This window comes from Pseudomonas sp. MWU349, assembly GCF_017947325.1.
Taxonomy (GTDB): Bacteria; Pseudomonadota; Gammaproteobacteria; order Pseudomonadales; family Pseudomonadaceae; genus Aquipseudomonas; species Aquipseudomonas protegens.
The window spans coordinates 134,045-159,091 of the sequence record NZ_JAFEVP010000007.1; the positions used below are offsets into that span (position 1 = coordinate 134,045).

The following is a 25,047-nucleotide window of genomic DNA, read 5'->3' on the forward strand; positions in this document are numbered from 1 at the left end:
ACACTGCCGGGGAAGCTGTCAAACCGCCAGGAGCAACAGGCAGGCTCATGGGCACAGGGGGAGCAGAAGGCGCTTTTAGCTACGGGGCCTTCTGGAGGGCTGCCGGAAGGGCAGGAAGGCGATATCGCTCAGGCGGGAAAGTCAGAGTGGCCAGCAGGCCTCTTTGTGCTGCTCAAGCACGCAAGCCCGCTGCACATAGGCACTTGCGCGGCGGGTGGATGCCGGGCAAAAAAAACGCCGCGTTCCCGGGCAGGGAACGCGGCGTTGTTCAAGGCAGCAGGGCAGGGCTCAGTTGACCACGCGGTAGCACGGTACGTAGGCGGCGCCGCCGGGCAGCTTCATGCGGTGCTGCTCGACGAAGGCTTTGAGCAACTGGTCCAGGGGCTTCATGATCGCCGGGTCGCCGTGGATGCTGTACGGGCCTTTCTGCTCGATCAGGCGGATGCCCTGGTCCTTGACGTTGCCGGCGACGATGCCGGAGAACGCACGACGCAGGTTGGCCGCCAGTTCGTGGGGCGCCAGGGCATGGCTCAGTTGCAGGTTGGCCATGTTCTCGTGGGTCGGATCGAAGGGGCGTTGCAGGCTCTCGTCGATCTTCAGCAGCCAGTTGAAGTGGAAGGCGTCGTTGCGTTCGCGGCGGAACTGCTTGACGGTCTTGAGCCCCTCGGTCATCTGCCGCGCCACTTCCGGCGGGTTGTCGATGATGATCTGGTAGTGCTGGCGCGCCGCTTCGCCCAGGGTTGCCAGGACGAAGGCGTTGAGCTGCTCCAGGTAGGGCGCCGCGCTCTTGGGGCCGGTGAGGATCACCGGGAAGGGCAGGTCGCGGTTGTCCGGGTGCATCAGGATGCCCAGCAGGTAGAGGAACTCTTCCGCGGTGCCGGCGCCGCCGGGGAAGATGATGATGCCGTGGCCGACGCGGACGAAGGCTTCCAGGCGCTTCTCAATGTCCGGCAGGATCACCAGCTCGTTGACGATGGGGTTGGGCGCCTCGGCGGCGATGATCCCCGGCTCGGTCAGGCCCAGGTAGCGGCTGCCGCTCATGCGCTGCTTGGCATGGGCGATGGTGGCGCCCTTCATCGGGCCCTTCATTACGCCCGGGCCGCAGCCGGTGCAGATGTCCAGCTTGCGCAGGCCCAGCTCGTGGCCGACCTTCTTCGTGTATTTGTATTCCTCGGTATTGATCGAGTGGCCGCCCCAGCACACCACCATCTTGGGCTCCACGCCGGGGCGCAGGGTGCGGGCGTTGCGCAGCAGGTGGAAGACGTAGTCGGTGATGCCCTGGGAGCTGTCCAGGTCGATGCGCTGGCTGTCCAGTTCGTTCTCGGTGTAGACGATGTCGCGCAGGGCGCTGAAGAGCATTTCCCGGGTGCTGGCGATCATCTCGCCATCAACGAAGGCGTCGGCCGGCGCGTTCAGCAGTTCCAGGCGCACGCCGCGATCCTGCTGGTGAATGCGCACTTCGAAATCGTGGTAGGCGTCGAGGATGGTCTTGGCGTTGTCGACGTGGGCGCCGGTATTGAGGATGGCCAGGGCGCACTGGCGGAACAGGGTATAGATGCTGCCGGAACCGGCGGCGCTGAGCTGTTGCACTTCACGTTGCGAGAGGGTCTCCAGGCTGCCTTTCGGGCTCACCGAAGCATTGATCACTTGTCTTTGCGGCATTCATCCATTTCCTGAAAGCGACGCCACCGCGCCGTGTACGGCCAGTGGCGAAAAAATAGCGGGGCAGTGAACAGAGCCACCGGTACGGGGCTTGGTTTCCAGCGGCAGGGCAAGAAAGCAAACGTCGTCGCGAGATTGTTCGCTGCTTGAATCTACCTCATGCGGGCCCGGCGTGGCGGGAAAAATGACGATCCGCCCTGGTCGTGGCGGATTTTTCGCCGGCCTTCAGCACAGGCTGGCCCGGGTCGGGTCCAGCACCGGCGCAGCCCCGGCCTGGGCCAGGCGCTCCATCAGGGCCGGGTAGCCCTCGGCCTGGCCCCAGGCGTGTTCGGCCAGGGTCAGGCCGATGATCTGCAGAAATCCGAAGCGCCCGCTCAGCAGTTGCCGGGGGCCGGCAAAACCTGGCGCGGGGATGAACAGCAGTGCCTGCAACAGGCTGTCGCCGCCATTGATCGGTTCGCCGGTACGCATGCGATCCCATTCGCCCAACGGCGGCTGCTCGCCAAAACGGCCGGCGGCCAGCAGCAACTGGTAGGCGCAGAAATTGCGTAACAGGCGCAGGGCCCAGGGTGACTGGTCGCGGGTTTCCAGCAGCAGTTCGTGGCCCAAGCCGGATTCGCCATCGGCATCGGGCCGGGCATCTTCCCAGGCATTGGACAGGCCCGAAGTGACGTACAGCCAACTGCTGCGCCCGGCATTGGGCGGTGATTCGAAGACCCCGTGGCTGAGCCAGCGCGGATCGACGTCGTGCTGGCCAAAGACTTGGCTGAACAGCGCCATGTCCAGGGGGTAGATGCCCGGGCCCAGTACGCCGAAGAGCGCCGGGTAGATCTGTTCTTCACGTTGCGCCCAGGCGGCTTCGAGCCATGAAGAGTCGGGGGATTGCGGCATGTGAAAGCATCCTTGAACAGAAGCGGCGGCCCGGCTTGAGCCGCCAGGGAATCAGGCAAAGGCCTGGCGCAATAGTTCCGGCAGCAACTGCCCGGCCTTGCCCTCCAGGCTGTATTCCTCGGCCTCGGTGCAGGCCTGGGGCTGGGGGTTGATATGCACCACGCAGGCGCCGTGCTGCAGCGCCAGTTGGGGAATCCTCGCCGCCGGCTGGACCAGCCCGGAGGTGCCCACCGACAGCAGCAGGTCGCATGCTTCGGCGGCGTTGAAGGCAGCCTTGAGGGTGGCCTGGGGCAGGGGTTCGCCGAACCACACCACCCCGGGGCGGATCTTGCCGTTGCAACCGGTGCAGCGCGGCGGCTCCAGGCTGGCGCCCTGTTCCGGCAAGTCCGGCAAGGGCAGTTGGCCCTTGAACGGGCGGTTGCAGGCAAAGCACTTGGGGGTGTGCAGGCTGCCGTGCAGGTGCAGCACCGAGGGGCTGCCGGCGCGTTCGTGCAGGTCGTCGACGTTCTGGGTGATCAGGGTCAGGCGCGGCACCCGCCGGGCCAGTTCGGCCAGGGCCAGATGGGCTGGATTGGGCTGGGCCTGGAGCACTTTCTGGCGTCGCCATTCATACCAGCCCCAGACCAGTGCCGGGTCCTCGCGAAAGGCTTGCACGGTGGCTAGGCGCGCCGGGTCGAAGTGTTCCCACAGGCCGGTCAGGGCGTCGCGAAAGGTCGGGATGCCGCTTTCCGCCGAGATCCCGGCACCGCTGAATACCACCACATGCCGGGCCTGGGCCAGGCGCTTGGGATCGAACTGCATGGTTGAAAATGTTCCTGCCGTGGGTGAAAGAACGGGGCGCCCGCTTTCGTGTGCGGATCGGACCGGTACTAAAAAAGCGCCGGCCTTGCAGCGTAAATGAATTTATCGCCAAGTCGCCGCTCATAACTCTTGTCAGCGGTCTTGTGTAGCCGCCTCAATCCGTCAGGGAGTGTCACCCATCATGAACCCAGCCACGCCAGTCAATCCCGGCGCCCAATCCCGTTTGATCCTGGTGGTGGAGGATGAGCCGACGGTGCTGGAGTTTCTCTGCGAGATCCTGGAGGACGAAGGGTTTGCCACCCAGGCGATGGACAGCGCGGATCGGGCCTGGGAATTCCTGCAGGAACAGGCCGCGAACGTGGCCCTGCTGCTGACCGATATCACCATGCCCGGCACCCTCAATGGCGCGAGCCTGAGCAATCTGTGCGGCGAGCGCTGGCCGCAGTTGCCGATCGTGGTCATGTCGGGTTTCGAGACCCCCGAGAGTTCCGGGGTGCGTTATCCGGTGTCCTTCATTCGCAAGCCCTGGACCATCGGGCAGATCCTCGACTGCGTGGAAGGCGCGCTGAAATCGGCCCAGGGTTGAGGCATGGCGCCTCACCCCGGCCAATCGCCGGTGTTACTCCTTGACGCTCATGAACTCCTTGGCCCAGACGATGTACTCCTCGGGCTGGGTGTAGGTGTGGGCCAGTTCGGTGGCGCTCAGGTCCGATGCCTGAGTGAAGATCTGCCGTTGCTCGCGCAGGCAGTCGTAGGTGGCCTTGATCGCGGCGAAGTAGGCGGCATGGCCGTCCACGGCAATCTTCACGCCCAGCGCGGCCAGGCGCGCATCGTCCCGTAGCGCCGGGTTGCCGTAGGTCACCAGCATCAGCGGCACGCTCAGATGCTCGGAGATCTGCTCCAGCTGTTCGAAATCACGGATGCCCACCATGCAGATGGCGTCGGCGCCGGCACGCTCGTACTGCTGGGTACGGCTGATGATTTCCTGTACCGGAAGGATGCCGGCGTTGGTCCGGGCGATGATCGCCAGTTCCGGATCAACCCGGGCTTCCAGGGCGGCGCGGATCTTACCGACGCCTTCGGCCACCGAGATGAGGTCGGTGGATTTGCGCCCGAACTGGGCTGGCAGCAGGGTGTCTTCGATGGTCAGCGCGGCAATGCCGGCGCGTTCCAGTTCGACCACGGTGCGCATCACGTTCAGCGCGTTGCCATAGCCGTGGTCGGCGTCGGCGATGACCGGCAATTGCGCCACGCGGCCGATGCGGGTGGCCTGTTCGGCGAATTCACTGAGGGTGATCAGGGCGAAGTCGGGGGCCGCCAGCACTTGCAGCGAGGCCACGGAGCCGCCGAGGATGCCCACTTCGAAACCCAGGTCGGCGGCGATACGGGCAGACATCGGGTCGAATACGGAAGCGGTGTGGTAGCAGGAGTTGGAAGCGATCAGTTCACGGAAACCGCGGCGCAAATCTTGATGGGAAAGCCTGGACATAACAGCTCCGAGATAGGATCGAGAGATCGACCTTGAGGTCGAGTCAAATTTTGCAATCAGTTCCCTTGGCGAGCCGGGGGAAGAGCGGCTCACAGCGAAACGTTAGTTGGGCAGATGAAGATGAAACAAGGTGGGTAGCAAGGCGTCTTTATCCCGTTCGGTTGCGCGAACCGACGGGTTTGTTATGCGAGGCCGACATAGCAGGACGAGGCTATCACGCTCCAGGGCCGTAGATGATGAGGATTTTGCATAGCATTATGCCGGACCGGCATTGGCATTTTTTTCTAACTGAATATTACAAGCGCTTGCCAGGGGCGTTTCACGGGCATGTCGAAGGTTGGCGGGGGCTTGTCGAGCGCAGGCAAATCCACCAAGCTGCCGCGCCTCGAATGGCAGCGCTCACGCTGCGCAACGGCTTAGTTCAAGGATGCAGGCAATGGCGCTCAGGGTGTTGGTGGTGGGTGGTTATGGCAATTTCGGCAGCATCGTCTGCCGCTATCTGATCCATACCCCCGGGGTGCATCTGCTGATTTCGGGGCGCGACCCGAACAAGCTCGCGGCCAAGGTTCAGGCCTTGCAGGCTGAGGGCGGTCAGCCCTGCGAAGGCTGGTGCGGCGATGCCATGGGGCCGCAATGGGCCCCGGCGCTCAAGGCTCTTAAGGTGCACTGGGTGATCCATACCGGCGGGCCGTTCCAGGGCCAGTCCTACGCGGTGGCCCGAGGCTGCATCGAGGCCGGGGTCAACTACTGCGACCTGGCCGACTGTCGCCAGTTCGTGCGCGGCATAGGCACGCTGGATGAGGCCGCCCGGGCCGCCGGGGTGACGCTGCTCAGCGGCTGCAGCTCGGTGCCGACCCTGTCGGCGGCGATGATCGATGAACACCGTGATCGTTTTTCCCGCATCGAGCGCATCGAGCACGGCATTTCCTCCTCGGCGAAGATGCCCGGCCTGTCTACCATTCAGGGCGTGCTGGCCTATGCCGGCAAACCCATCCTGCAACTCAAGGACGGCCGGCCGCACCCGGTGATCGGCTGGCAGGGCCTGACCCTGCGCAAGCTGCCCAGGCTCGGTACGCGGCTGGTGGCCAATGTCGATGTGCCGGACCTGGATCTGTTCGCCGAACGCTACGGTGCCCACACCCTGAGCTTCCAGGCCGGCGCCGGGCTGAAGATCGCCGGGTTGGCCAATGCGCTGCTGGCCCAGGCGGTGAAGCTCGGCCTGGTGCGCGACCCGGCGCCCTGGGCGGCGCGCCTGCATCGCTGCGGCACCTGGTTCGAAGGTTTCGGAGATGGGCTCAGTGCCCTGTACATCGACGTGCACGGCCTGGGCCAGGACGGCCAGCCACTGTCGATGAGCGTGCAGCTCACCGCAACCCATGACCACGGGCCGGAGATTCCCAGCTGCGCGGCGGTGGCGGTGGTGCACAAGCTGCTCGCCGGCCATGTGCCGGCCCCGGGGGCCCGGTCCAGTGCCGGCGAGGTCAGCGTGGAGCAGTACCTGCGGGCGATCGACGATCCGGATCACCTGCAACTGCAAGTGAGCTTCTCGCGCCCGCCGGTTTAACCCCCGGTCACCACAGCAGCGGCTTGGCGAAGTCCTTCCAGAACAGCCAGCGCTGCACTTCAAGGTGCTCGCCGGTGCCGATCTGCCAGTCCGGGCGCCCCGCGTCCAGGTCAAGCTTGACGATGATCCCGGCATAGCTGGCGGCCACCAGGGTCTTGCCATCGGGGCTGATGTCCATGGCGGTGAGGGTCGAGCCGATATAGTGCTGCCAGCGTTCCTCGCCGTTTTCGCTGAAGGCCCGCAGGTAGCCGTAGGCGTCGCCGATGATGAACTCGTCGCCTCGTGACGCTGCGGCATACACCCGGGCACCTTCCTGCAGCACCGGGGTGCGCGCATCGTCACTGTAGAAATCGGTGGACAGCCCTGGCAGGTCGGCCACCGCCACTCCCACGCTGGCGCCGCCATAGAAGTGGCAGGCGTTGAGCAGCAGGCGATCGCCGCGCTGGTTGAAATGCGCGAAATGCGGGTACTCGCTGGCGGGGCCGATCTGCGCTACTCGTTGCAACCTTGCATCGAACACCAGGTGCGAACTGCTTTGCTCGCCCACGGCGATCCACTGGCCATCGGGCGACACCGCGCCATGCTCCATGCTCAGGCCGATGCCCAGGTCCTCGGGGGCGACGCCATCGGCCAGCTCTTGCTGCAGGTCTTCCAGGCTCGGCAGCAGGCGCGTGGCGCCCTCGGCCTGCAGGACGAAGATGCCGTCGGAACTCACCAGCAGTACCCGGCGCCCGTCGGGGAAGGGAATCAGGCTGCTGGGGCGAGGGTGCCCAGTGTCTTCAAGTTCCACCCCCGCCGGCAGGTTCGCGTGGGGATCGGGCCAGGCAAAACTCGCCACCTCTGGCCCGTTCCAGCCGTCGGTGAGCTGGATGCCATCAGCCCGGGCCCAGGCGAAATAGCGCCGCTGGGGGCACATGCCGAAGCCTTCCACCTGCTCCAGGGTCTGGATCCTTGCGTCGTCGATATGCACCACCTCGCCGGCCTCGTAAGGTGCGCCGATGCGCGCCAGCAGGCTGCCGTCCGGCAACAGGGCCAGGGTCGGAATCATCCGTCCCTGGCTTTCCAGGCGTGGCGACAATGGGAAGTGCGCCGGCGGCCAGTCCTGGCGGAACGCCTGGCGCCGGGCTGCGTCGTAAGGCCCCTGGTTGCTCGCTTCCAGGGCTGCCTGCCAGTCTGGCAGCAGGTGCTCGGTGTCGGGCAAGTGCGGTTCCTTCAAGCCCTTCCAGCCGTCGCGGTTGCCGGTCTCGACATAGCGATTGATGTCCCGGGCATAGGTCAGCACGGCTTGCTGCCATTGCTCTTGCGGGGAGAGGTTCGAATTCGATTGGGACATGCGCGCAGGACTCCTTGTGGCGCTGGGAAAGGCGTAGCAGACCGGGGATGGACCGAAAAAAACCGCAGTTTATCCCTTGGGAGCGGGTTTTTTTAAGGTTTTTCCAGGGCGGCCGTTCAAGGCGCGTAGGTGCTGACCCGGTTGCGCCCGGCGCGCTTGGAGGTGTACAGCGCCTGGTCGGCCCACTCGATCAGGCAGCGATGATCCCGGGCCGGACGGTCGAGGCAGGCGATGCCCAGGCTGATGGTGAAGGCGATGGCCTGGCCGTTGTGGATCACCTCCTGCTCTTCCACCGACTGGCGCAAGCGCTCGGCCAGGGTGCGGGCCCCGGCAAGGTCGGTGTGGGGCAGGAGAATGGCGAACTCCTCGCCGCCATAGCGCCCGGCCACATCGCTGTCGCGCACATGCTGGTGGATCAACTCGGAGACGCGCTTGATCACTGCATCGCCGGCCTGGTGCCCGTGGCGGTCGTTGATCGACTTGAAGTGATCGATGTCCAGCATCAGCAGGGCGATGCTGCTGCCGTGGCGGTTGTATTCGAACTGCAGGCGCTGTTCCCAGTGGCCGCGGTTGTAGAGCTGGGTCAGGTGGTCGGTGCGCGACAGGTGCTGCAACTGCTGATTGGCCTTCTGCAAGGCCAGGCTGTTGATTGCCACGTCGGTCAGGTCGTAGATCACCAGGCAGACGTGGTGGATCTCGCTGTTGGAGGAACGCAGCGGCAGCAGGGTGGTGTTCTGGTACATGAACTCGCCCTGGCCGGTGATCGGCTGGTAGTTGTTGAAATGCACCAGGTACGGCCGCTGCTTCCAGATGGTGAAGGCCGGCGTGCCGAGGGCCACCACGCGCCCCACCTTGCGGGTGAACCAGGGGCGCTCGACCTCGGGGAACAGCTCGAAGAACGACTGGTCGATGGCCTGCTTGGAAGGCACCCCGGAGCGGTTCTCCATGAAGCTGTTCCACACCTGGACCCGGCACTCCAGGTCGAGCACGACGATACCCACGTCGATGCTCTGGACCACCGCCAGCAACCAGTGCAGTTCACTGAAATCCATTCTCTTGGGCATGGCTCAACTCATCAGGTAGGCGAGCTTCTGTTCCAGCAAGGCCATGGAGCCTTCGGTGAACAACAGCAACAGGTCGAAGTGGATGTTCTGTTCTTCCAGGCTGTAGCTGATTTCCACCGCCTGGGTCTTTTTCCAGCGCTGCTGGTTGAGCACGATCAGCTCGTCGATGGTGGTATGTTCCCCCAGTACCTGGGGGTGGCCCACGGAGAAGAACACGTCCAGCTGGTCGGCGATGCTGCTCAGGCAGGCACCGATCAGCACGCTGGAGAGGTCGATCAGCACTTCCATTTCCTGGTAGGGGTCGGTGCCTTGCTCTATCAACTGGGCGATGTCGGCCACTTCGGAGTCGTAGAACATCAGCAAGGCTTCGCCGGCGATGCCGCTGCCGATGTAGCTCTGGCAGATGGCGGTCAGTTGCCGGGCGCGGTTGGCATCGGCCAGCAGCATCTGCAACTCGCCGGCTTCCAGCACATTGACGTGGGGAATCGGCAAGTGCACGAACACATCCAGGACCTTGGCGATCAGGGCCGCGGCGTAGCCCATGGAAACGTTGACGGTTTCCCGGAAGGCGTCGCGAAAAGTCACCACCGGTGCTGGCGAAGGGGCTGCCAGTGGCTTGGCGTCAGCGCTGTCCAGCAGTTGCAGTTCGTTGAGCAGGGCGCGCAGTTGCTGCGGGTCGAAGGGCTTCTTGAGGAAGGCCCGTGCGCCCAGCTCGCGGGTGCGGCGCACGGCTTCTTCTTGAACGTCGCCGGAGATGACAATGATCTGCGTCTCGATGCCTTCCTCCTGCACCGCACTCAAGACCTGGTAGCCGTCCATCACGGGCATGGTCAGGTCCAGCAGTGCCACCTTGCCCAGCCCGCGGCGCAGGGCTTCCAGGCCTTCGCGCCCGTTGCAGGCCTGGGTCACGGACACCCGCCACTCGCCGGGCAAGGTCCGCAGCACCTGCTTGCGGGCCATGCTTGAGTCATCGCAGATGAGGAGGGGAATCATCGGTATCGGACGCTCATTCGAAAAAATCCATAAGGGATAGTGTTCGGGAACAGGGCGAGTTGCCGCTTTGATAGTTGTGTTGTATTGGGCTGTCCGTGCCGCGCCGCACTATAGTTCCCTCGGCAATAAAAGAACAAGTAGTGATGGCTTCGGTTATTTGCTCCAGGTCATTGTCTGCTGCAATTGAAGTGGTCCTGTGTAGGTAACTTAGTGTTGTTTCAGGCTCGCTGTTAAAAGGCCGCGGCGGCCCGTGGCATGGGCCCTGGCAAAGATCTGAGAGGCCTCTGTAAACCTTGATATAGACGGATTTTTCTATCGTGGCGGGGAATATGCGACTGTTTTCTGACGTTTGAAAAATGACACTTGGTGCGTAAGTTATTAACTTTCGGAATCTTCTTGTTGATTGTTGTCGGAGGTTCTGCGAGTGGTTCGTTTCAATGCTTGTTAAGAGTGCTGGAATGGTGTGGGTTGAATGTGTCGTGCAGCGGTTCTTATAAACAACCCAAGGCCATTGTTGTATTGATTCAAATATTAAAGAGCGGGGGCAAGGCTGTTGGGGCGAGTGCTGCAGGGGGGGAGTTGGCGGGCTGCGGTCCTGCCGCATGTGCAACAAAACCTTACCGCGAACCTGGTTGTGCCGGCCGCTCGAAGGGCGCCAGCCCCGGTCGTGCGTGGCCTGCGGCAAGCCGACGTCCCACGCGGCACCGTGGGCAAAAAAATGTCAGATTTTGAGTCCCGGCCTGGACCTTTTCCCGCAATGCGCAATCATTACTGCGTGGAAAACATAAGGAGAGACGCATGTTCATTCGGTCATTGACCTTCGCTACTCTGCTCGCTGTTGCCGGCCCTGTCCTGGCGGCCGATAACGACGGCCCATTGACTCAGGACCTGGGCAAGTCACGGCCACTGATCGTGATTGCCCCCAGCACCGTGGACCCGACCCTGGTGAGCCTGAAGAAGTCGCTGGAAGAGCCGGCCACCCGTCAAGCCTTCAACGAACGCAACATGGTCCTGTACACGGTGATCAACACCATCGGCCAGCGCGATGGCAAGGACATCGACCCGCAATCCACCATGGCCCTGATCCGCAGCCTCAAGCTGGGCGCCGGGGCGCAGACCAAGGTGATCCTGGTGGGCAAGGACGGCGAGAAGAAGCTGGAGCATTCCGGGGCCATCGAGCTCAAGGAAGTCTTCAGTGCCGTCGACCAACTGCCGGCGGCAGAGAAACAGGCAGCAGCGCCGGCCCCCGAGCCGGAGGTCAAGCCGGCCAATGCCAAGGGCGGCAAGGCGGTCAAGCCCGCCGCAGCGCCCAAGGCGCTGGACGACTGAAGCCCATGGGCGCAGGCCGGGGCAGGCGCTGACCGCCCCGGGCCTGCCGACTGCATTGCCCCGTCTCGCCCAGGCTAGAGCGCTTTCAGGGTCTGACGTAGCCCATCGACGATCATCTCCACTTCCTGCCCATCGATCACCAAGGGTGGCAGCAGGCGGATGGTGGTGCCCCGGGTGACATTGATCAGCAGCCCGTGTTCACGGGCGGCGACCTGCACCAGCTCCCGGGCCGGTTGCCGCAGTTCGATACCCACCATCAGCCCCAGTCCACGAATCTCCCGCACCGCCGGATGCGTCGCCAGTTCCTCGCGCAGCCGCCGCAGCAGTTGGGCACCGCGCTGTTCGGCGTTGGCCAGCAACTGCTGGTCCTCGATGACGTCCAGTACGGTGCAGGCCGCGCGGCAGGCCAGGGGGTTGCCGCCGAACGTGCTGCCGTGGCTGCCCGGGGTAAACAGCTGGGCAGCCTTGCCCCGGGCCAGGCAGGCGCCGATGGGAATGCCGTTGCCCAGGCCCTTGGCCAGGGTCATCACATCCGGTACCACCTCTTCGTGCTGGCAGGCAAACCAGCGCCCGGTGCGGCCGATGCCGCTCTGGATCTCGTCGAGCATCAGCAGCCAGTTGCGCCGGGTGCACAGCTCGCGCACGGCCTTGAGGTAGCCGGGTGGGGCCAGCTGGATGCCGCTTTCCCCCTGGATCGGCTCCATCAATACGGCACAGATGCGTGGAGCATGCTCGGCGATGGCCGATTCCAGGGCGGCCAGATCGCCGAAGCGCACCTTGAGGAAACCACCCGGCAACTGGCCGTAGCCCAGGCGTACTGCCGGGCCGTCGCTAGCGGCCAGGGTGGCCAGGGTCCGGCCATGAAAGGCGTTTTCCATGACCACCACCAGGGGCTGCTCGATGCCTTTGTGCCAGGCGTGCAGGCGTGCCAGCTTGAGGGCTGTCTCGTTGGCCTCGGCCCCGGAGTTGTTGAAAAACGCCCGGTCCATACCGCTCAACTGGGTCAGTCTGGCGGCCAGTTGCTGCTGCCAGTGGATGTCGTAGAGGTTGGAGCTGTGCAACAGCAGGCCGGCCTGTTCGCTGATGGCGCCGACCAGCCGTGGGTGGCTGTGGCCGATGCCGGTCACCGCGACCCCGGCGATGGCGTCCAGGTACTCTCGGCCGGCCTGGTCCCAGAGACGGCTGCCCAGGCCTTTGCAGAAGCTCAGCGCGAGGGGTTGGTAGGTGCTCATCAGGCAGGCGGCGGTCATGGCGGGCGGCTCCATCTTGGGGGTGTGCTATCAGTATCGTTAGCCACCCAGGCTAGATAAACTCGCTATTTCTTTAATCATCTTGAAGTCAGGGTTGATAATGGATCTGTTCCAGGCGATGTCGGTGTACGTCAAGGTGGTGGAGGCGGGGAACATGACCGCCGCGGCCCGGGAGTGCGGCATGTCCACCACCATGGTGGGCAATCACCTGCGGGCCCTGGAGCAGCGCCTCGGGGTGCGTCTGCTCAACCGCACGACACGGCGCCAGCGGCTTACCGATTTTGGCAGTGATTACTACCAGCGCTGCCTGGCGGTGCTGGGGCTGGTGGCGGATTCCGAGCGCCTGGCGGAACAGGCCCAGGGCGAACCCACCGGCACCTTGCGCATCACTGCACCCTTGACCTTCGGCACCGAACGCCTGGCGCCAGCGCTGGACGAGTTCCGCCAGCGCTGCCCCCAGGTCAAGGTCGAGCTGACCCTGGCCAACCAGCGCTTCGACCTGACCGATGGCACCTTCGATGTGGCGGTGCGCCTGGGCAACCTGGACAACTCCTCGCTGATTGCCCGGCGCCTGCAGGACTACACCCTGACCATCTGCGCTTCGCCGGAGTATCTGGAGCGCTGCGGCACGCCCCTGGTCCCCGAGGACCTGCAGCGGCACAACTGTCTGGCATTCGCCTACCCGGCCGGTGATGAGTGGAGCGCCACCGCCACCCTGTGGCCGTTGCGCGGGCCTGAGGGCGATGTGCAGATTCCGGTGTCGGGGTCGTTGCTGACCAACACCTCGTCCGGCCTGCATCGTGCGGCGCGGGGTGGCCTGGGGCTGGTGATGATGCCCGATGCGCTGGTGGAGGAGGACCTGCAGCAAGGCCGGCTGGTACCGGTGCTGCAGGACTATCAGTTGCCCTTTCGGACCATGCACCTGCTCTATGCCCAGGACCGCTATCGCCTGCCCAAGCTGCGCAGCTTTGTCGACTTTGCCCTGGAGAAGTGGGGGCGTCAGGCCGACTCGCTGGCCAGCAGCATCATCGCCGCCGACAGCGTATGACCATCGGTGATCTGGCCGGCGGCGATCATTGCCAGCAACTCCTGGCGGCTGGCCCACAGCACATGGTCCACTTCGCCATCGGTGGCGGCGGCCTGCTGCTCGGCGATCTGCACCTGGCACACCGCCACGGCGCTGGCGATCAGCGAGGTGTTGCTGTGCAGCAGCCCCAGCTGGCGTACCTCTGAGGCTTGCCAGCCGGTTTCCTCCAGCAGTTCCCGGGCCGCCGCGTCGCAGGCGTTTTCCCCGGCATCGATGGCGCCCCGGGGAAACTCGATGGACTGGCCGCCGATGGCCCGGCGCCGCAGGTTGACCAGCATCAGTCGGCCATCGGCCAGGGTTGGCACGGCCACCACGCCGTTCACCGCCTGGGCTTCCTTGATGATGAAGTAGCCGTTTTCACGGACCACCTTGAAGTACGGGGTTTCCAGCAGGCACTGGGTGTCGGGGGTGGAACTCATGGGGGCTATCACTCCAGGAAACAACGATCGAACAAATACAGCTCGGCGGGCTTGAGCTGCTCCACGGTGGCCTGGGGCCGGCCGCCGTCGCCGCTCTTCTTGCGCCCGGTGTCACGCAGGTAGCCGGCCTCGCTCATCTTCAGCAGGCGCTGGCGGATGCTGGTCTTGAGCACCGGACGCTGCAGCACCAGGGAAAAGATGCTCACCGCCTCGGGGGCGCTGAACTCGTTGCCGAGAAACATCAGCGGCAGGCTGCTGTACAGGGATTTGGAAAACAGCCGCTCGTGCACCTGGGCTACCAGGGCGTTGTGGTCGAAGGGCAGCTTGAAGGCGCCGCTGGCCACCTCGCCGAGGGCGAAGAAGCCCTGTTGCGCGGCCGGCTCCACCGGCTCGCTGAGGATCCCCAGGTAGAAGGTCGAGGACGACCAGCAGCGCGGGTCGCGAAAGGCGTCGCCCACCGTGCCCACCTGTTCCAGCCAGGCCAGGGGCATGTCCACCTTGCTCGAACGGCGCAGGCGTTCCACTGCGTCATTCAGGCTGCGGTCTTCGACGTCGCCGTTGACCACGATGCCTGGCAGCGCCCAGTGCCCGGCGAAGGGCTCGGCGTCCCGTTGATGGAGGAGGATCTGCAGCTCGCCGCGTTCGCGGTGATAGCGCAGCAGGCACAGGTCGATGGTGTGCAGGTAGGCGCTGGGGAGGGTGGGGCGGTCGTGCATATCAACTTCCGTGGACGGCGTAGAGGCCGTAGTTTAGCGGATTCATTCCCGGGGCCAGCCATTGCCTGGGCGGCGTTTCGCCACGGGCCAGGCATTGGCGCAACACGCTGCTGCGCACCCCGGGCTGCTCTTCGATGCAGAGGACGGAAAAGCGCCGCAGCAGTTCCTCGCCGCGATGGAACCTGGGCAACTGGCGCGCCACGTCTTCACCCACCACCAGGGCGATGCGTTTGCCGTCCAGGGCCAGGTCGTCGGCCAGGCGCTGCAACAGGGTGAAGCTGTAGACCGGGCCCGGGTCGACCAGGGCCAGGTGCTGTTCCAGGCGGCTGACCGCCAGCTCGGCGTCGCACTCGGGCTGCAGGTGCGCGGTGATTGCCTGCAACCAGCCGGCGCGCTGTTCGAAGTCGGCCATGCGCTTGCCGTCCGGGTGGCGGAAGCTGGGCACTACCAGTACCCGGCGGGCATGGCGGGCGGCTTCGAGCATCACCTGGGCGTGCCCGGCATGGGGCGGGTTGAAGGCACCGCCATAGAGGGCCAGTTCAAACATCTGCTTTTCCTCAATTGGTACATGACGTGTACTTTAGCATCGCTTTTGTCAGTGGGAAATAATCTTCTGCACCTTGCTTGTGCGTTGCTATTGAATTCGGTTCGAGAAAAATAAAACGTGAAGGGTCTTGCTATGAAAGTACATGACATGTACTTTGTGCTCCATGCAGAGGAGAGACCCAGCATGAACAGCCAAACGATGAAGACCGCTTCCTTCGATGTCGATGCGCAAAAGAGCTTCACCCCGCTGTGCCCGGACGAGTTGCCCGTGGCTGAAGGCGACCGCATCGGTGGCGAGCTGAATTTCATGGCGACCCTGGCCAGCCTGCGTATCGGCAGCAAGGACGCCCACAGCCCCCAGGCGCCCTGGGTGGTGGCCGGGCACGCCCAGATGCTCCAGCCCACCGGCCTTGAGCATGCCGACCTGACCTGGGTCAGCCACTGCGTTCCGGGCACTGAAGGTTTCACCCTTTTGGACGAACTGCCTGCGCCCTATGACTACGACTACTTCGTGTGGAAGGGCGTGGAGCCGGACCTGCACCCCTACGGCGCCTGCTACCACGACCTGCACGGCAAGCTGTCCACCGGGGTCATCGAGTACCTCAAGGGCCAGGGCGTACAGCAAGTCATAGTCGGCGGCCTGGCGTTGGATTTCTGCGTCAAGACCACTGCCCTGCAACTGGCCGCTGCCGGTTTCAAGGTGCTCATTCACCTGCCGGCGTGCCGGGCCATCAGCGCCGAGGGCGCTACCCAGGCCATCGCCGACATGCAACAAGCGGGCATCACGGTTGCCGCGACCCGCGAAGAAACCGCCAGATTGGCCAAGGTTTGAGGAGTCACCATGGAAAGTGCATTTGACCGCGACAACGGCGTGATCCAGAGCCTGCTGGATACCGACTACTACACCTTCACCATGATGCAGGCGGTGTTGCACCAGCACCCCAATGTGGACGTGGAATACCAGTTCATCGTTCGTTCCAGAGAGTCCCTGGTGCACCTGATCCCCGAGATCCGCCAGGAGCTGGAAAAGCTCGCCGGCCTGCAGATGCGCGAAGGCGAGCAGCGCTTTTTGTTCAACAAGCGCTTTCGTGAATACCTGACCCCGGACTTCGAACAGTTCCTCGGCCTGTTCCGCTTCAACCTGCGCTACATCCACGTGGCGGCGGTCGACGGCCAACTGAGTATCCGCGTCCGTGGCCCGATGCTGCACTGCATCATGTTCGAACAGCCGGTGCTGGCCATGGTCAGCGAGCTGCGCAACCGCGACAAGTACCCAGAGGTAGAGCTTGAAGACGTCACCCGCCGGCTCTACCAGAAGTTCGAATGGCTGGAGAAAAACGCCAGCCGCGACGAGCTTGCCGAGTTCCGCGTCTCGGATTTTTCCACCCGCCGGCGCCTGTCGTTCAAGGCCCAGCGCGAAGTGGTGAAGATCATGCGCAGCGATTTTCCCGGGGTCTTCGTCGGCACCAGCAACGCGCACCTGGCCTATGAATTCGACCTGCCGCTGATCGGCACCATGGCCCACCAATGGCTGATGGTGCACCAGCAACTGGGACGGCTGCGCGAGAGCCAGAACGCGGCCCTTGAAAACTGGGTGCACGAGTACCGCGGACGCCTGGGGATTGCCCTGACCGACTGCATCAGCACCGACTTCTTCCTCAAGGACTTCGACCTGTACTTCGCCAAGCTCTACGACGGCCTGCGCCAGGATTCCGGGGACCCGATCCTCTGGGCCGACAAGGTTTTGGCCCGCTACCGCGAGCTGGGTATCGATCCACGGACCAAAGACCTGATGTTCTCCGACGGGCTGAACTTCGAAAAATGCCTGCCTATCCTGCGTCACATGCGTGGCCAGGCCCGCTTCGGTTTCGGCATGGGCACCAGCCTGGCCTGCGATGTGGAGGGCGTGGAGCCGCTGAGCATCGTGATGAAACTGGTGCGGGTGCATGGCGAACCGGTGGTGAAGTTCTCCGACGACCCGATCAAGAACGTCTGCGAAGACCCGTCGTTCCTGCGCTACGCAGCCCAGGTGTTCAACGTCGATCTTGCCCACTCGCCCCTGGAGGCCTGACATGAGCAATTCAACCCAAGCACGCATCGCCCGGGAACTGGGCATCGACCGGCAACTGGTTCGCGGTGGCGAGGCCGCCGAGATCGCCCGGCGTGTGGCCTTTATCCAGCAGGTACTGCGCGAGTCCGGCTGCAGCACCCTGGTACTGGGCATCAGCGGCGGGGTGGATTCCCTGACCGCCGGCCGCCTGTGCCAGTTGGCGGTGGAACAGATGCGCGCCGCGGGGCAGGAGGCCCGCTTCATTGCCATGCGCCTGCCTTATCGGCAACAGGCGGATGAAAGCGATGCCCAGGCGTCCCTGGACTTCATTGGCCCGGACGCGGTGAGCACCTGCAACATTGCCGACAGCGTCGAGGGCCTGATGAACCAGGTGCGGATCGACGGCCTGCAGCCTTCGCTGGCCCTTACGGATTTCGTCAAGGGCAACGTTAAGGCCCGGGCGCGGATGCTGGCCCAGTACGCGGTGGCCAACTTCAGCAACGGCCTGGTGGTGGGCACCGACCACGGCGCCGAGGCCCTGATGGGTTTCTTCACCAAGTACGGCGACGGCGCCTGCGACCTGGCCCCGCTGTCGGGGCTGACCAAGACCCAGGTGCGGCTGCTGGCCGAGGCCCTCGGCGCGCCAAGGCATCTGGTGTACAAGGCGCCCACCGCGGACCTGGAGGAACTGGCGCCGGGCAAGCTGGACGAAACGGCTTACGGCTGCAGCTACGCAGAAATCGATGCCTACCTGATGGGCGAGCCCGTTACCGACGCGGTGCGCCAGTTGATCGAGCGTGCCTACCTGCGCACTGCCCACAAACGCGCCTTGCCACGGACCCCGGCGATAGCTGGCCTGTAGCAACGGACTTGTGTTGTCCGCCGAATCGCCTTCGCCGGCAAGCCGGCTCCTACAGGCAGCGCTGCACCCAATACCGTAGGAGCCAGCTTGCTGGCGAAGGGGCCCGGAGCAGCACCGCCACCCTTTGAGCGTTCAATCCGGCCATCTGCGCAACGCCTCACGGCAATCCTCGGTCAGCTCCGGCATATGCTCCCGTACCTGCGACCAACCCAATATCTCCAGCGCCTCGCGGGCGCTTTCTCGCAGCGCTCGCCATTGCGGGTGTTCGAAGCCGTTGTCTTCCAGGGTCAGGCCGTAAGCCTCCCGGCACAGTGCTTCACAGCCGCTTAACAGTGCTTGCAAGCGCGACAGCAAATGTGGCGCCAGATGCCGCGGAAACTGCTTCACAAAATCAGCGAGATAGTCGAGATAGCCAGACCACAGATTGCACTCGGCACAGCAACCGACCTCCACCCGCTGTCGCTTGGCGTCCAGGGCGAGAAATTCCAGGGCCACGCCCAGTTCGCCCAACAGGATGATCCTTCGGTATTCGTCCTGGCCGTACCAGGTCCAAACGTTCGAAGCGAGGGGGGAGCTGCCGCGAGAGGGTGCTTCACTCATGCTGTCCGCCTTTATCCTGCGTTGTCGGTGCGGGCTGCCAGCCCTGGGGCCAGCGGTCGCTGAATGAATGGCTGTGTGGCATCAGCGCCGGGTCGTGGTTGTCGTCGAAGCAGCCCAGGAGCAAGGCAGTGGTCGGCTGATCATCGATGGCCCCCAGGGAGCTGCCGCAGGCCCGGCAGAAGGCCCGGCTCGAAGAGTCCGAAGACCTGAAGGTTGCCGGAGCGCCGGCGGGGCCGGTCCAGTGCACCTGGGCGCTGGGGAACTCGACCCAGGCCAGGGTCAGGGCGCCGCTGTGGCGCTGGCACAATGGGCACGAGCAGGTGTGGGGGTTGCTGGCCGGTCCGCGGGCCTCGAAGCGGACCTGGCCGCACAGGCAGCCGCCCTGATACAACGCTTGGTTCATGGCTGGGTCTCTGGACATGCGGCGCTGATGGCCGGTGGGCGAATCTACCACGCCCGGCATGTTTTCAAGGCACGGCGAGGACCTTGGGGGGAGCGAGCAGGTCGCCGGACGCTTGGTCCGTCATGGCGCGCCCTTTACCAGGGGTATGACTAAAGCTCATGGTCGCATGACTTTTAATGGTTACGGTTGCCTGAAAATCCGGTGATACAACAGCGCCAAACCAGCTCATCCATAACAACAAAGAGCGTTTGGCCATGACTTCATCCCGTCCTGCCGGGCTTCCCGGTTCGCGCTGCACCTGCCTGCGGCTGCGCTCTTTGACCTGCATTTTCCACCCGATCCGGTGTCGGCTTGGCTGATCCGGTTCCTTTCCCCTGCCTCTTCAAAGAGTAAGCACCCATGCAACCACTTGACCTCTACATTGGTGAAGGCTTCGAAGGCCCGGGCGTCAATGCCGCCCATATCAATATCCTCATCGGTCCGCGCAACGGCCCGGCCGGGCAGGCCTTCGCCAACAGCCTGGCTTCGCCGAGCCAGGGCCATTGCCCGTTCATGGTGATCGCCCAGCCGAACATCCCGGTCAAGCCCATGACCCTGTACGTGAACAAGGCGGCCATCGCCGGCGAGCTGCACGGCAATGCCACCTGGGGCGCTTCCCAGGCCGGGATCGCCAGGGCGGTGCTCGAAGCGCTGCTGGACGGCACCTTGCCGGCCGAGGCCGAAGACCAGTGGGCGATCGTTACCGCCAACTGGGTCAACCCGGCCTGCGACGACCTGGATGCGGTCTACCAGAACAACTACCGCGCCTGCCGCACGGCAATTCGCGCGGCCCTCACCGGCAAACCCGAGCGTGCGCAACTGGCGGACGTGGTGAGCCAGATCAGCAACCCGTTCTACACCCCCAAGGCCTGAGGAGCGCACCATGCAATACATTCGTCTGGGCCATTCCGGCCTGCAGGTCTCACGCCTGTGTCTGGGCACCATGAACATGGGCACCCCGGACTGGAAACCCTGGATCTTCGATGAAAAGCAGAGCGAGCCCATCGTCGCCCACGCCCTGGACCAGGGGGTGAATTTCATCGACCTGGCAGATTTCTATTCCGCAGGCGTCGGCGAAGAGGTGGTGGGGCGCATCGTCAAGCGCCTGGCGCGTCGTGAAGACTTGGTGATCACCACCAAGGTCGGCTACGGCACCCGCGGCGGGATCAACGCCAGCGGCCATTCGCGCAAGCATATCCTCGACAGCATCGATGCCTCCCTGGGGCGCCTGGGCATGGATTACGTCGACGTGTTCATGCTGCATTACTTCGATGTGAACACCCCAGTGGAAGAAACCATGGAAGCGCTGAACGACATCGTCCGCGCCGGCAAGGCCCGCTATATCGGGGTTTCCACCATGCTCACCGGGCAACTGGCGAAGCTGCTCATGGCCTGTGAGCGCAATGGCTGGGTCAAGCCGATCAACATGCAGTTGCAGTTGAACTGCGCCTACCGCGAGGAAGAGCGCGAGATGATTCCGTTCTGCCGTGACCAGGGCCTGGGGGTTTCGGTGTTCAGCCCGCTGGCCCGGGGCCTGCTCACCGGCGACGTGCAGTCGACCCGTAATCAGACCGACTTCTTCACCCAGCAGATGTACAGCGATGAGGCTTCGTTGCAGATCGCCCGCTCAGTGCAGCGGGTGGCTCGCGCCCGGGGTCTGTCCAACGCCCAGGTGGCCCAGGCTTGGGTACTCAACCATGCCGGGGTCGACTGCATGCTGGTGGGTGCCGACACCACCGCGCAGTTCGACAGCGCCCTGGCGGCCCTGGAAACCCCCCTGGACGCCGAGGAGTTGCACGAGCTGGAACGCAACTACACCCCCTGCGATGTGATCAACGACTACACCGCCGGTAAACGTATCCTGCGCACGGCCCGCCCGGGGCTTGAGCGTTTTTCCCTGACCGAGGCCGTGGCATGAGCACGTTGATCCGTACCGGTAACTTCATCGATGGCCAATGGTCCAGCGGCGGCGCCAGCTACCCGGTGTACAACCCGGCCAATGGCGAGCTGATCACCCAGGTGCAAAAGGCCGGCGCCGAGGAAACCCGCCTGGCCATCGCGGCCGCCCAGCGCGCGCTACCCGCCTGGCGCGCACTTACCGCCAAGGAGCGCAGCCAGCGGCTCAAGCGCTGGAGCGAACTGATGCTCGGCCAACAGCGCGAACTGGCCATCTTGCTCAGTCGCGAACAGGGCAAGCCCCTGGCCGAGGCCATGGGCGAGGTGGTCTATGCCGCGAGTTTCCTGGAGTGGTTCGGCGAGGAGGCCAAGCGCGCCTACGGTGATGTGATCCCCAGCCACAAGGCTGATGCGCGGATCATCGTGACCAAGGAAGCCATCGGCGTGGTCGCGGCGATCACCCCATGGAACTTCCCCCTGGCCATGGTCACGCGCAAGGTCGGCCCGGCCCTGGCCGCCGGCTGCACGATGATCCTCAAGCCCTCGGAAGAAACTCCGCTATCGGCCTTTGCCCTTGGGGTGCTGGCGCAACAGGCGGGAATTCCGGCCGGGGTGCTGAACATTGTGTCCGGCGATGCCCCGGCCATTGGCGAGGCGCTGCAGGCCTCAAGTGTGGTGCGCAAGCTGTCGTTCACCGGCTCGACCCGCACCGGCAAACTGCTGATGCGCCAGGCCGCCGACACCCTGAAGAAAGTCTCCCTGGAGCTGGGGGGCAATGCGCCGTTCATTGTCTTCGACGACGCCGACCTCGACGCCGCAGTCAAGGGCGCCATGGCCTCGAAGTTCCGCAACACCGGGCAGACCTGCGTCTGCGTCAATCGTTTCTTTATCCAGGAGGGTGTGTATGAGGCCTTCACCACCAAGCTGGCCGAGGCGGTTGCCGCGCTGCGGGTTGGCGGTGCCCTGGATGGCGATACCGAGCAGGGGCCGTTGATCAATGCGGCGGCCCTGGCCAAGGTCGAGGCGCATGTCGGCGATGCATTGGAGAAGGGCGCCGGGCTGCTGTGCGGCGGCCGTCGCCACGCCCTGGGCGGCACCTTTTTCGAACCCACCGTCCTCACTGAAGCCAGCGACGCGATGCAGATCGCTCAGGAAGAAACCTTCGGCCCGGTGGCGGCATGCTTTCGCTTCAAGGACGAAGCCGAAGTACTGCAGCGAGCCAATGACACGCCATTCGGCCTGTCGGCCTACTTCTACAGCCGTGACATCGGTCGGGTGTGGCGCATGGCCGAAGGCTTGGAAGCGGGCATGGTGGGCATTAACGAAGGCATCATTTCCACCGAAGTGGCGCCCTTTGGCGGGATCAAGGAGTCGGGCCTTGGCCGCGAAGGCTCCAGATACGGCCTGGACGACTATCTGGAGATCAAATACCTGCTGATGGGCGGCCTCTAGCCCTCACATCCTCCAATGCAGGAGCTGGCCGGGCGGGGCGCAAGGCCCAAGGGCTCTTTCGCCGGCAAGCCGGTTCCTGCGTGGTTCGATTCATCTCTTATTCAAAAACAATAAATGGAGACGAACATGAGCACTGCAACCGTCAAGATCGATGACCTGCCCATTGGCCGGTTCCACTTGAAAATCGCCGGCCTGACCTTCGGCGCGCACTTCACCGACGGCTATATCCTCGGCCTGATCGGCATCGCCTTCACCCTGCTCAGCCCGCAGATGCAGCTGGATGCGTTCTGGCAGGGCCTGATCGGCGCCTCGGCGCTGATGGGGCTGTTTATCGGCAGCCTGTTCTTCGGCTGGATCTCCGATCATCTGGGGCGACAGAAGATCTTCCTGGTTAGCTTCGTGCTGATCACCCTGGCTTCGGTCATGCAGTTCTACGCCGAGACTGCCATGGGGCTGTTCCTGTGCCGGGTCCTTATCGGCATCGGCCTGGGCGGTGACTTCAGCGTCGGCCACGCCATGCTCGCCGAGTTTGCCCCCAAGAAGCACCGTGGCGTGCTGCTGGGTTCGTTCAGCGTGATCTGGACTTTCGGCTACGTCGCCGCGACCTTCGTCGGCACCGCGATGCTCAGCCTCGGCGACGATGCCTGGCGCTGGATGCTGGCGTCCTCGGCGATTCCCGCCGGCTTGATCCTGCTGGCGCGCATCGGCACCCCAGAGTCGCCGCGCTGGCTGGTCAACCGTGGACGTGTCGCCGAGGCTCGCGCCATTGTTCACAAACACCTGGGGGCCAACGTGGTGCTCGACGAACAGCCCTCGGGTGAAACCCGTTCCGGCTACGCGGTGCTGTTGAGCCCCGAGTACCGCAAGCGCACCGCCTTCAACTGCCTGTTCTTCGTGTGCATCGTCATGCCGTACTTCGCCATCTACACCTTCCTGCCGTCGATCCTGCAGAAGATGGGGCTGGCCGAGGGCTTTGGCACCGAACTGATGCTCAACCTGCTGCTGATTCTCGGCGCGTTGATCGGCATCTGGTGCACGGTGAAGTTTTCCCGTCGGGGCTTCCTGATCAACGCCTTCATCATTCTGGCGGTGGCGCTGTTGCTGCTGGCGGTACTGCCAGGTAGTGCAGCCTGGTTGATGGTGCTGCTGTTCGGGGTGTTCACCCTGGTACTGTCGGCTGTGAGCAACCTGGTGGGGGTGTTTCCGGCGGAGAGTTTTCCCACCGAGGTACGTGCCAGCGGCATTGGCCTGGCCACCGCTGTGAGTCGTCTGGGCTCGGCCATCAGCACCTTCCTGCTGCCGGTGAGCGTGGCCGGGATCGGCCTCAGCCCGACCATGGGCATCCTCGCCGGGATTCTGGCCCTGGGGGCGCTGATTTCCTGGGCCTGGGCGCCAGAGACCAAGTCCCTGACCCTGAGCCAGGCGTGCAGCGTCAGCGGCGTCGAGCCGGCCAAGGTCACACGGCCCAAGGTGGTCGCTCCGATCTGACCTGCTGGGGGCGCTGGCGAAGGCGGCGCACGGCAACGCAGTCACGCCAAAGGCGGCCCGCAAGTCCTCAGGCGGCTCGCGGGCTCAAGGGTTGCTCACCAGGCTCAGCCAGCGGGTGAACAGCTGTACCTTGGAGAGGCCTTGCTTGTCGTTCGCGATATCCAGCCAATAGCCGTAGGGGCCGAGCACCTCCACCGGGGTGATCGGCAGCAGGCGGCCGTCCGCCAGTTCCCGTTCGATCATCTGGCGGTCGATCACCGCCAGCCCGCCACCCGCCAGGGCCGTGTGGATCACCTGGTCCAGGGTGCTGAACTCCAGGCCGGCCCGGGCGTCGACATCGTCCCGGCCCATGGCCGCCAGCCAGTTCTCCCAGACCCGCAGGCGCTTGCCGTCATGCAGGATGTGCAGCAGAGGAAAGCGCTGAAGGTCCGGCGCCTGGCCTGCACTGAACAGTTCCGGGCTGGCCACGGCGATATGCCGCTCCATCACCAGCAGCTGGCTCTGGCAATGAGTGGCGGCCTGCAGGCCGAAGCGGATTTCGCAGTCGACTTCAGCCGGGCTGTCGTGACTGTTGTGCTGGGTCACGCTGAGGCTGATATCCGGGTAGCGCTGGCAGAAGTCCCGCAACTGCGCCGACAGCCAGCGGGTGGCCCAGGTCGGCGGTGCGACGACGCGCAGGCGCTGACGCAGATTGGGGACGCGCAGGGCTTGCAGGGCGCGCTCGATGTGATCGAAAGCCTGGCCCAGGTGCGGCGCCAGGGCCGTGCCGGCTTCGGTCAGCGCCAGCCCGCGCGGCGTGCGGCTGAACAGCGCCACGCCGAGGTAGTCCTCAAGCTGCTTGATCTGTCGGCTGACTGCGCCCTGGGTGACGTTGAGCACTACAGCGGCCTGGCTGAAGCTGCGGTGGTGGGCGACTTCCTCGAAGACCCGGAGCATGTTCAGGGAGGGCAGTTGACGCATGGCGGGCGGGCTCCGCACCTGGCGCCAGATAGTCGCGGCCCGAGCCTGGCAGGCGCGGCGCTGGACGTGGCGGGGCAGGTTTATTGTTGTTGTAGGACGCTTCTTTTGGCGGGCCCATCTTACCTTGTAGTTGCCCTCGGTGGGCACAGGCTG

The 25,047-nt window shown here is 64.4% G+C and carries 26 protein-coding genes; 11 read left to right on the forward strand and 15 right to left on the reverse strand.

Going from position 1 to position 25,047, the window contains the following annotated elements:
• Window positions 1-288: 288 nt before the first annotated feature.
• From ppnN to KCG88_RS26280, 3 genes are all read right to left on the reverse strand, one after another.
• A complete protein-coding gene (gene ppnN / locus KCG88_RS26270; protein ID WP_047285924.1) occupies window positions 289-1,662 on the reverse strand; it encodes a nucleotide 5'-monophosphate nucleosidase PpnN in 1,374 nt (457 codons plus the stop codon).
• Between the two features lie 225 nt (window positions 1,663-1,887).
• Window positions 1,888-2,553, reverse strand: a complete 666-nt coding sequence (locus tag KCG88_RS26275) for a suppressor of fused domain protein (RefSeq protein WP_047336438.1) — start codon at window positions 2,551-2,553, stop codon at window positions 1,888-1,890.
• A 51-nt stretch (window positions 2,554-2,604) separates the two neighbouring features.
• Window positions 2,605-3,354 (reverse strand): NAD-dependent deacylase, encoded by a 750-nt coding sequence (locus KCG88_RS26280; protein WP_047336439.1) that lies wholly within the window; start codon window positions 3,352-3,354, stop codon window positions 2,605-2,607.
• A 181-nt stretch (window positions 3,355-3,535) separates the two neighbouring features.
• Here KCG88_RS26280 and KCG88_RS26285 point away from each other — a divergent pair, with 181 nt between their 5' ends.
• On the forward strand, window positions 3,536-3,940 hold the full coding sequence (locus KCG88_RS26285; RefSeq protein ID WP_047285930.1) for a response regulator: 405 nt from the start codon (window positions 3,536-3,538) through the stop codon (window positions 3,938-3,940).
• A gap of 33 nt (window positions 3,941-3,973) precedes the next feature.
• Here the strand turns inward: KCG88_RS26285 and KCG88_RS26290 are convergent, their stop codons facing one another.
• Window positions 3,974-4,843 carry an oxaloacetate decarboxylase gene (locus KCG88_RS26290; protein ID WP_047336440.1) on the reverse strand — a complete coding sequence of 290 codons (870 nt, stop codon included), beginning with the start codon at window positions 4,841-4,843 and terminating at the stop codon, window positions 3,974-3,976.
• 436 nt (window positions 4,844-5,279) lie between these two features.
• Between KCG88_RS26290 and KCG88_RS26295 the strand changes: the two genes are divergently transcribed.
• Window positions 5,280-6,407, forward strand: a complete 1,128-nt coding sequence (locus KCG88_RS26295; protein WP_210713455.1) for a saccharopine dehydrogenase NADP-binding domain-containing protein — start codon at window positions 5,280-5,282, stop codon at window positions 6,405-6,407.
• A gap of 7 nt (window positions 6,408-6,414) precedes the next feature.
• Here the strand turns inward: KCG88_RS26295 and KCG88_RS26300 are convergent, their stop codons facing one another.
• The 3 genes from KCG88_RS26300 to KCG88_RS26310 form a co-directional block, all read right to left on the reverse strand.
• Window positions 6,415-7,740: a hypothetical protein gene (locus tag KCG88_RS26300; protein ID WP_210713456.1), complete on the reverse strand. Its 1,326-nt coding sequence runs from the start codon at window positions 7,738-7,740 to the stop codon at window positions 6,415-6,417.
• Window positions 7,741-7,856: 116 nt separating this feature from the next.
• Window positions 7,857-8,804, reverse strand: a complete 948-nt coding sequence (locus tag KCG88_RS26305; RefSeq protein WP_047285937.1) for a sensor domain-containing diguanylate cyclase — start codon at window positions 8,802-8,804, stop codon at window positions 7,857-7,859.
• A 3-nt stretch (window positions 8,805-8,807) separates the two neighbouring features.
• Window positions 8,808-9,797: a response regulator gene (locus KCG88_RS26310; RefSeq protein WP_210713457.1), complete on the reverse strand. Its 990-nt coding sequence runs from the start codon at window positions 9,795-9,797 to the stop codon at window positions 8,808-8,810.
• A 798-nt stretch (window positions 9,798-10,595) separates the two neighbouring features.
• On the opposite strand from KCG88_RS26310, the gene KCG88_RS26315 reads away from it, so the two are divergent.
• Complete coding sequence (locus KCG88_RS26315) at window positions 10,596-11,126, forward strand: DUF4174 domain-containing protein (RefSeq protein ID WP_210713458.1); 531 nt, start codon at window positions 10,596-10,598, stop codon at window positions 11,124-11,126.
• A gap of 74 nt (window positions 11,127-11,200) precedes the next feature.
• Here KCG88_RS26315 and KCG88_RS26320 read toward each other — a convergent pair whose 3' ends face one another.
• On the reverse strand, window positions 11,201-12,376 hold the full coding sequence (locus tag KCG88_RS26320; RefSeq protein ID WP_047336444.1) for an aspartate aminotransferase family protein: 1,176 nt from the start codon (window positions 12,374-12,376) through the stop codon (window positions 11,201-11,203).
• A gap of 100 nt (window positions 12,377-12,476) precedes the next feature.
• On the opposite strand from KCG88_RS26320, the gene KCG88_RS26325 reads away from it, so the two are divergent.
• Window positions 12,477-13,424, forward strand: coding sequence for a LysR family transcriptional regulator (locus tag KCG88_RS26325; RefSeq protein ID WP_047285942.1), 948 nt, complete (start codon window positions 12,477-12,479; stop codon window positions 13,422-13,424).
• Here the strand turns inward: KCG88_RS26325 and KCG88_RS26330 are convergent.
• The 3 genes from KCG88_RS26330 to KCG88_RS26340 are packed head-to-tail and all read right to left on the reverse strand — an operon-like array spanning window position 13,376 to window position 15,145.
• Window positions 13,376-13,882 carry an NUDIX hydrolase gene (locus KCG88_RS26330; protein ID WP_047285943.1) on the reverse strand — a complete coding sequence of 169 codons (507 nt, stop codon included), beginning with the start codon at window positions 13,880-13,882 and terminating at the stop codon, window positions 13,376-13,378. The two genes, KCG88_RS26325 and KCG88_RS26330, sit on opposite strands and share 49 nt — an antisense overlap.
• Window positions 13,883-13,890: 8 nt before the next feature.
• Window positions 13,891-14,598, reverse strand: a complete 708-nt coding sequence (locus tag KCG88_RS26335; protein ID WP_047285945.1) for an NUDIX hydrolase — start codon at window positions 14,596-14,598, stop codon at window positions 13,891-13,893.
• Window position 14,599: 1 nt separating this feature from the next.
• A complete protein-coding gene (locus KCG88_RS26340; RefSeq protein WP_210713459.1) occupies window positions 14,600-15,145 on the reverse strand; it encodes an adenylyltransferase/cytidyltransferase family protein in 546 nt (181 codons plus the stop codon).
• Window positions 15,146-15,328: 183 nt separating this feature from the next.
• On the opposite strand from KCG88_RS26340, the gene KCG88_RS26345 reads away from it, so the two are divergent.
• The 3 genes from KCG88_RS26345 to nadE are packed head-to-tail and all read left to right on the forward strand — an operon-like array spanning window position 15,329 to window position 18,056.
• Window positions 15,329-15,976: a nicotinamidase gene (locus KCG88_RS26345; RefSeq protein ID WP_011060763.1), complete on the forward strand. Its 648-nt coding sequence runs from the start codon at window positions 15,329-15,331 to the stop codon at window positions 15,974-15,976.
• Between the two features lie 9 nt (window positions 15,977-15,985).
• Window positions 15,986-17,215 (forward strand): nicotinate phosphoribosyltransferase, encoded by a 1,230-nt coding sequence (gene pncB, locus KCG88_RS26350; protein ID WP_047285949.1) that lies wholly within the window; start codon window positions 15,986-15,988, stop codon window positions 17,213-17,215.
• A 1-nt stretch (window position 17,216) separates the two neighbouring features.
• Entirely contained in the window at window positions 17,217-18,056 is an 840-nt protein-coding gene (gene nadE, locus KCG88_RS26355) for an ammonia-dependent NAD(+) synthetase (protein WP_210713460.1), read from the forward strand.
• A gap of 132 nt (window positions 18,057-18,188) precedes the next feature.
• Here the strand turns inward: nadE and KCG88_RS26360 are convergent, their stop codons facing one another.
• The 3 genes from KCG88_RS26360 to KCG88_RS26370 form a co-directional block, all read right to left on the reverse strand.
• Entirely contained in the window at window positions 18,189-18,656 is a 468-nt protein-coding gene (locus KCG88_RS26360; RefSeq protein WP_210713461.1) for a hypothetical protein, read from the reverse strand.
• Window positions 18,649-19,059 carry a GFA family protein gene (locus KCG88_RS26365; RefSeq protein ID WP_047285954.1) on the reverse strand — a complete coding sequence of 137 codons (411 nt, stop codon included), beginning with the start codon at window positions 19,057-19,059 and terminating at the stop codon, window positions 18,649-18,651. The genes KCG88_RS26360 and KCG88_RS26365 overlap by 8 nt, the downstream gene beginning before the upstream one ends.
• Before the next feature lie 64 nt (window positions 19,060-19,123).
• Entirely contained in the window at window positions 19,124-19,387 is a 264-nt protein-coding gene (locus KCG88_RS26370) for a hypothetical protein (RefSeq protein ID WP_210713462.1), read from the reverse strand.
• 71 nt (window positions 19,388-19,458) lie between these two features.
• Here KCG88_RS26370 and fae point away from each other — a divergent pair, with 71 nt between their 5' ends.
• From fae to KCG88_RS26390, 4 genes are all read left to right on the forward strand, one after another.
• Window positions 19,459-19,971 (forward strand): formaldehyde-activating enzyme, encoded by a 513-nt coding sequence (gene fae / locus KCG88_RS26375; RefSeq protein ID WP_210713463.1) that lies wholly within the window; start codon window positions 19,459-19,461, stop codon window positions 19,969-19,971.
• 10 nt (window positions 19,972-19,981) lie between these two features.
• Window positions 19,982-21,016, forward strand: coding sequence for an aldo/keto reductase (locus tag KCG88_RS26380; protein WP_047285958.1), 1,035 nt, complete (start codon window positions 19,982-19,984; stop codon window positions 21,014-21,016).
• Window positions 21,013-22,446, forward strand: a complete 1,434-nt coding sequence (locus tag KCG88_RS26385) for an NAD-dependent succinate-semialdehyde dehydrogenase (protein WP_047285959.1) — start codon at window positions 21,013-21,015, stop codon at window positions 22,444-22,446. The genes KCG88_RS26380 and KCG88_RS26385 overlap by 4 nt, the downstream gene beginning before the upstream one ends.
• Window positions 22,447-22,572: 126 nt before the next feature.
• The gene (locus KCG88_RS26390; protein WP_047285961.1) at window positions 22,573-23,934 is read left to right on the forward strand and encodes an MFS transporter; all 1,362 of its coding nucleotides are present in this window, start codon (window positions 22,573-22,575) and stop codon (window positions 23,932-23,934) included.
• Window positions 23,935-24,018: 84 nt separating this feature from the next.
• On the opposite strand, the gene KCG88_RS26395 is transcribed toward KCG88_RS26390, so the two are convergent.
• Complete coding sequence (locus KCG88_RS26395; protein WP_047336451.1) at window positions 24,019-24,894, reverse strand: LysR substrate-binding domain-containing protein; 876 nt, start codon at window positions 24,892-24,894, stop codon at window positions 24,019-24,021.
• Window positions 24,895-25,047 lie beyond the last annotated feature (153 nt).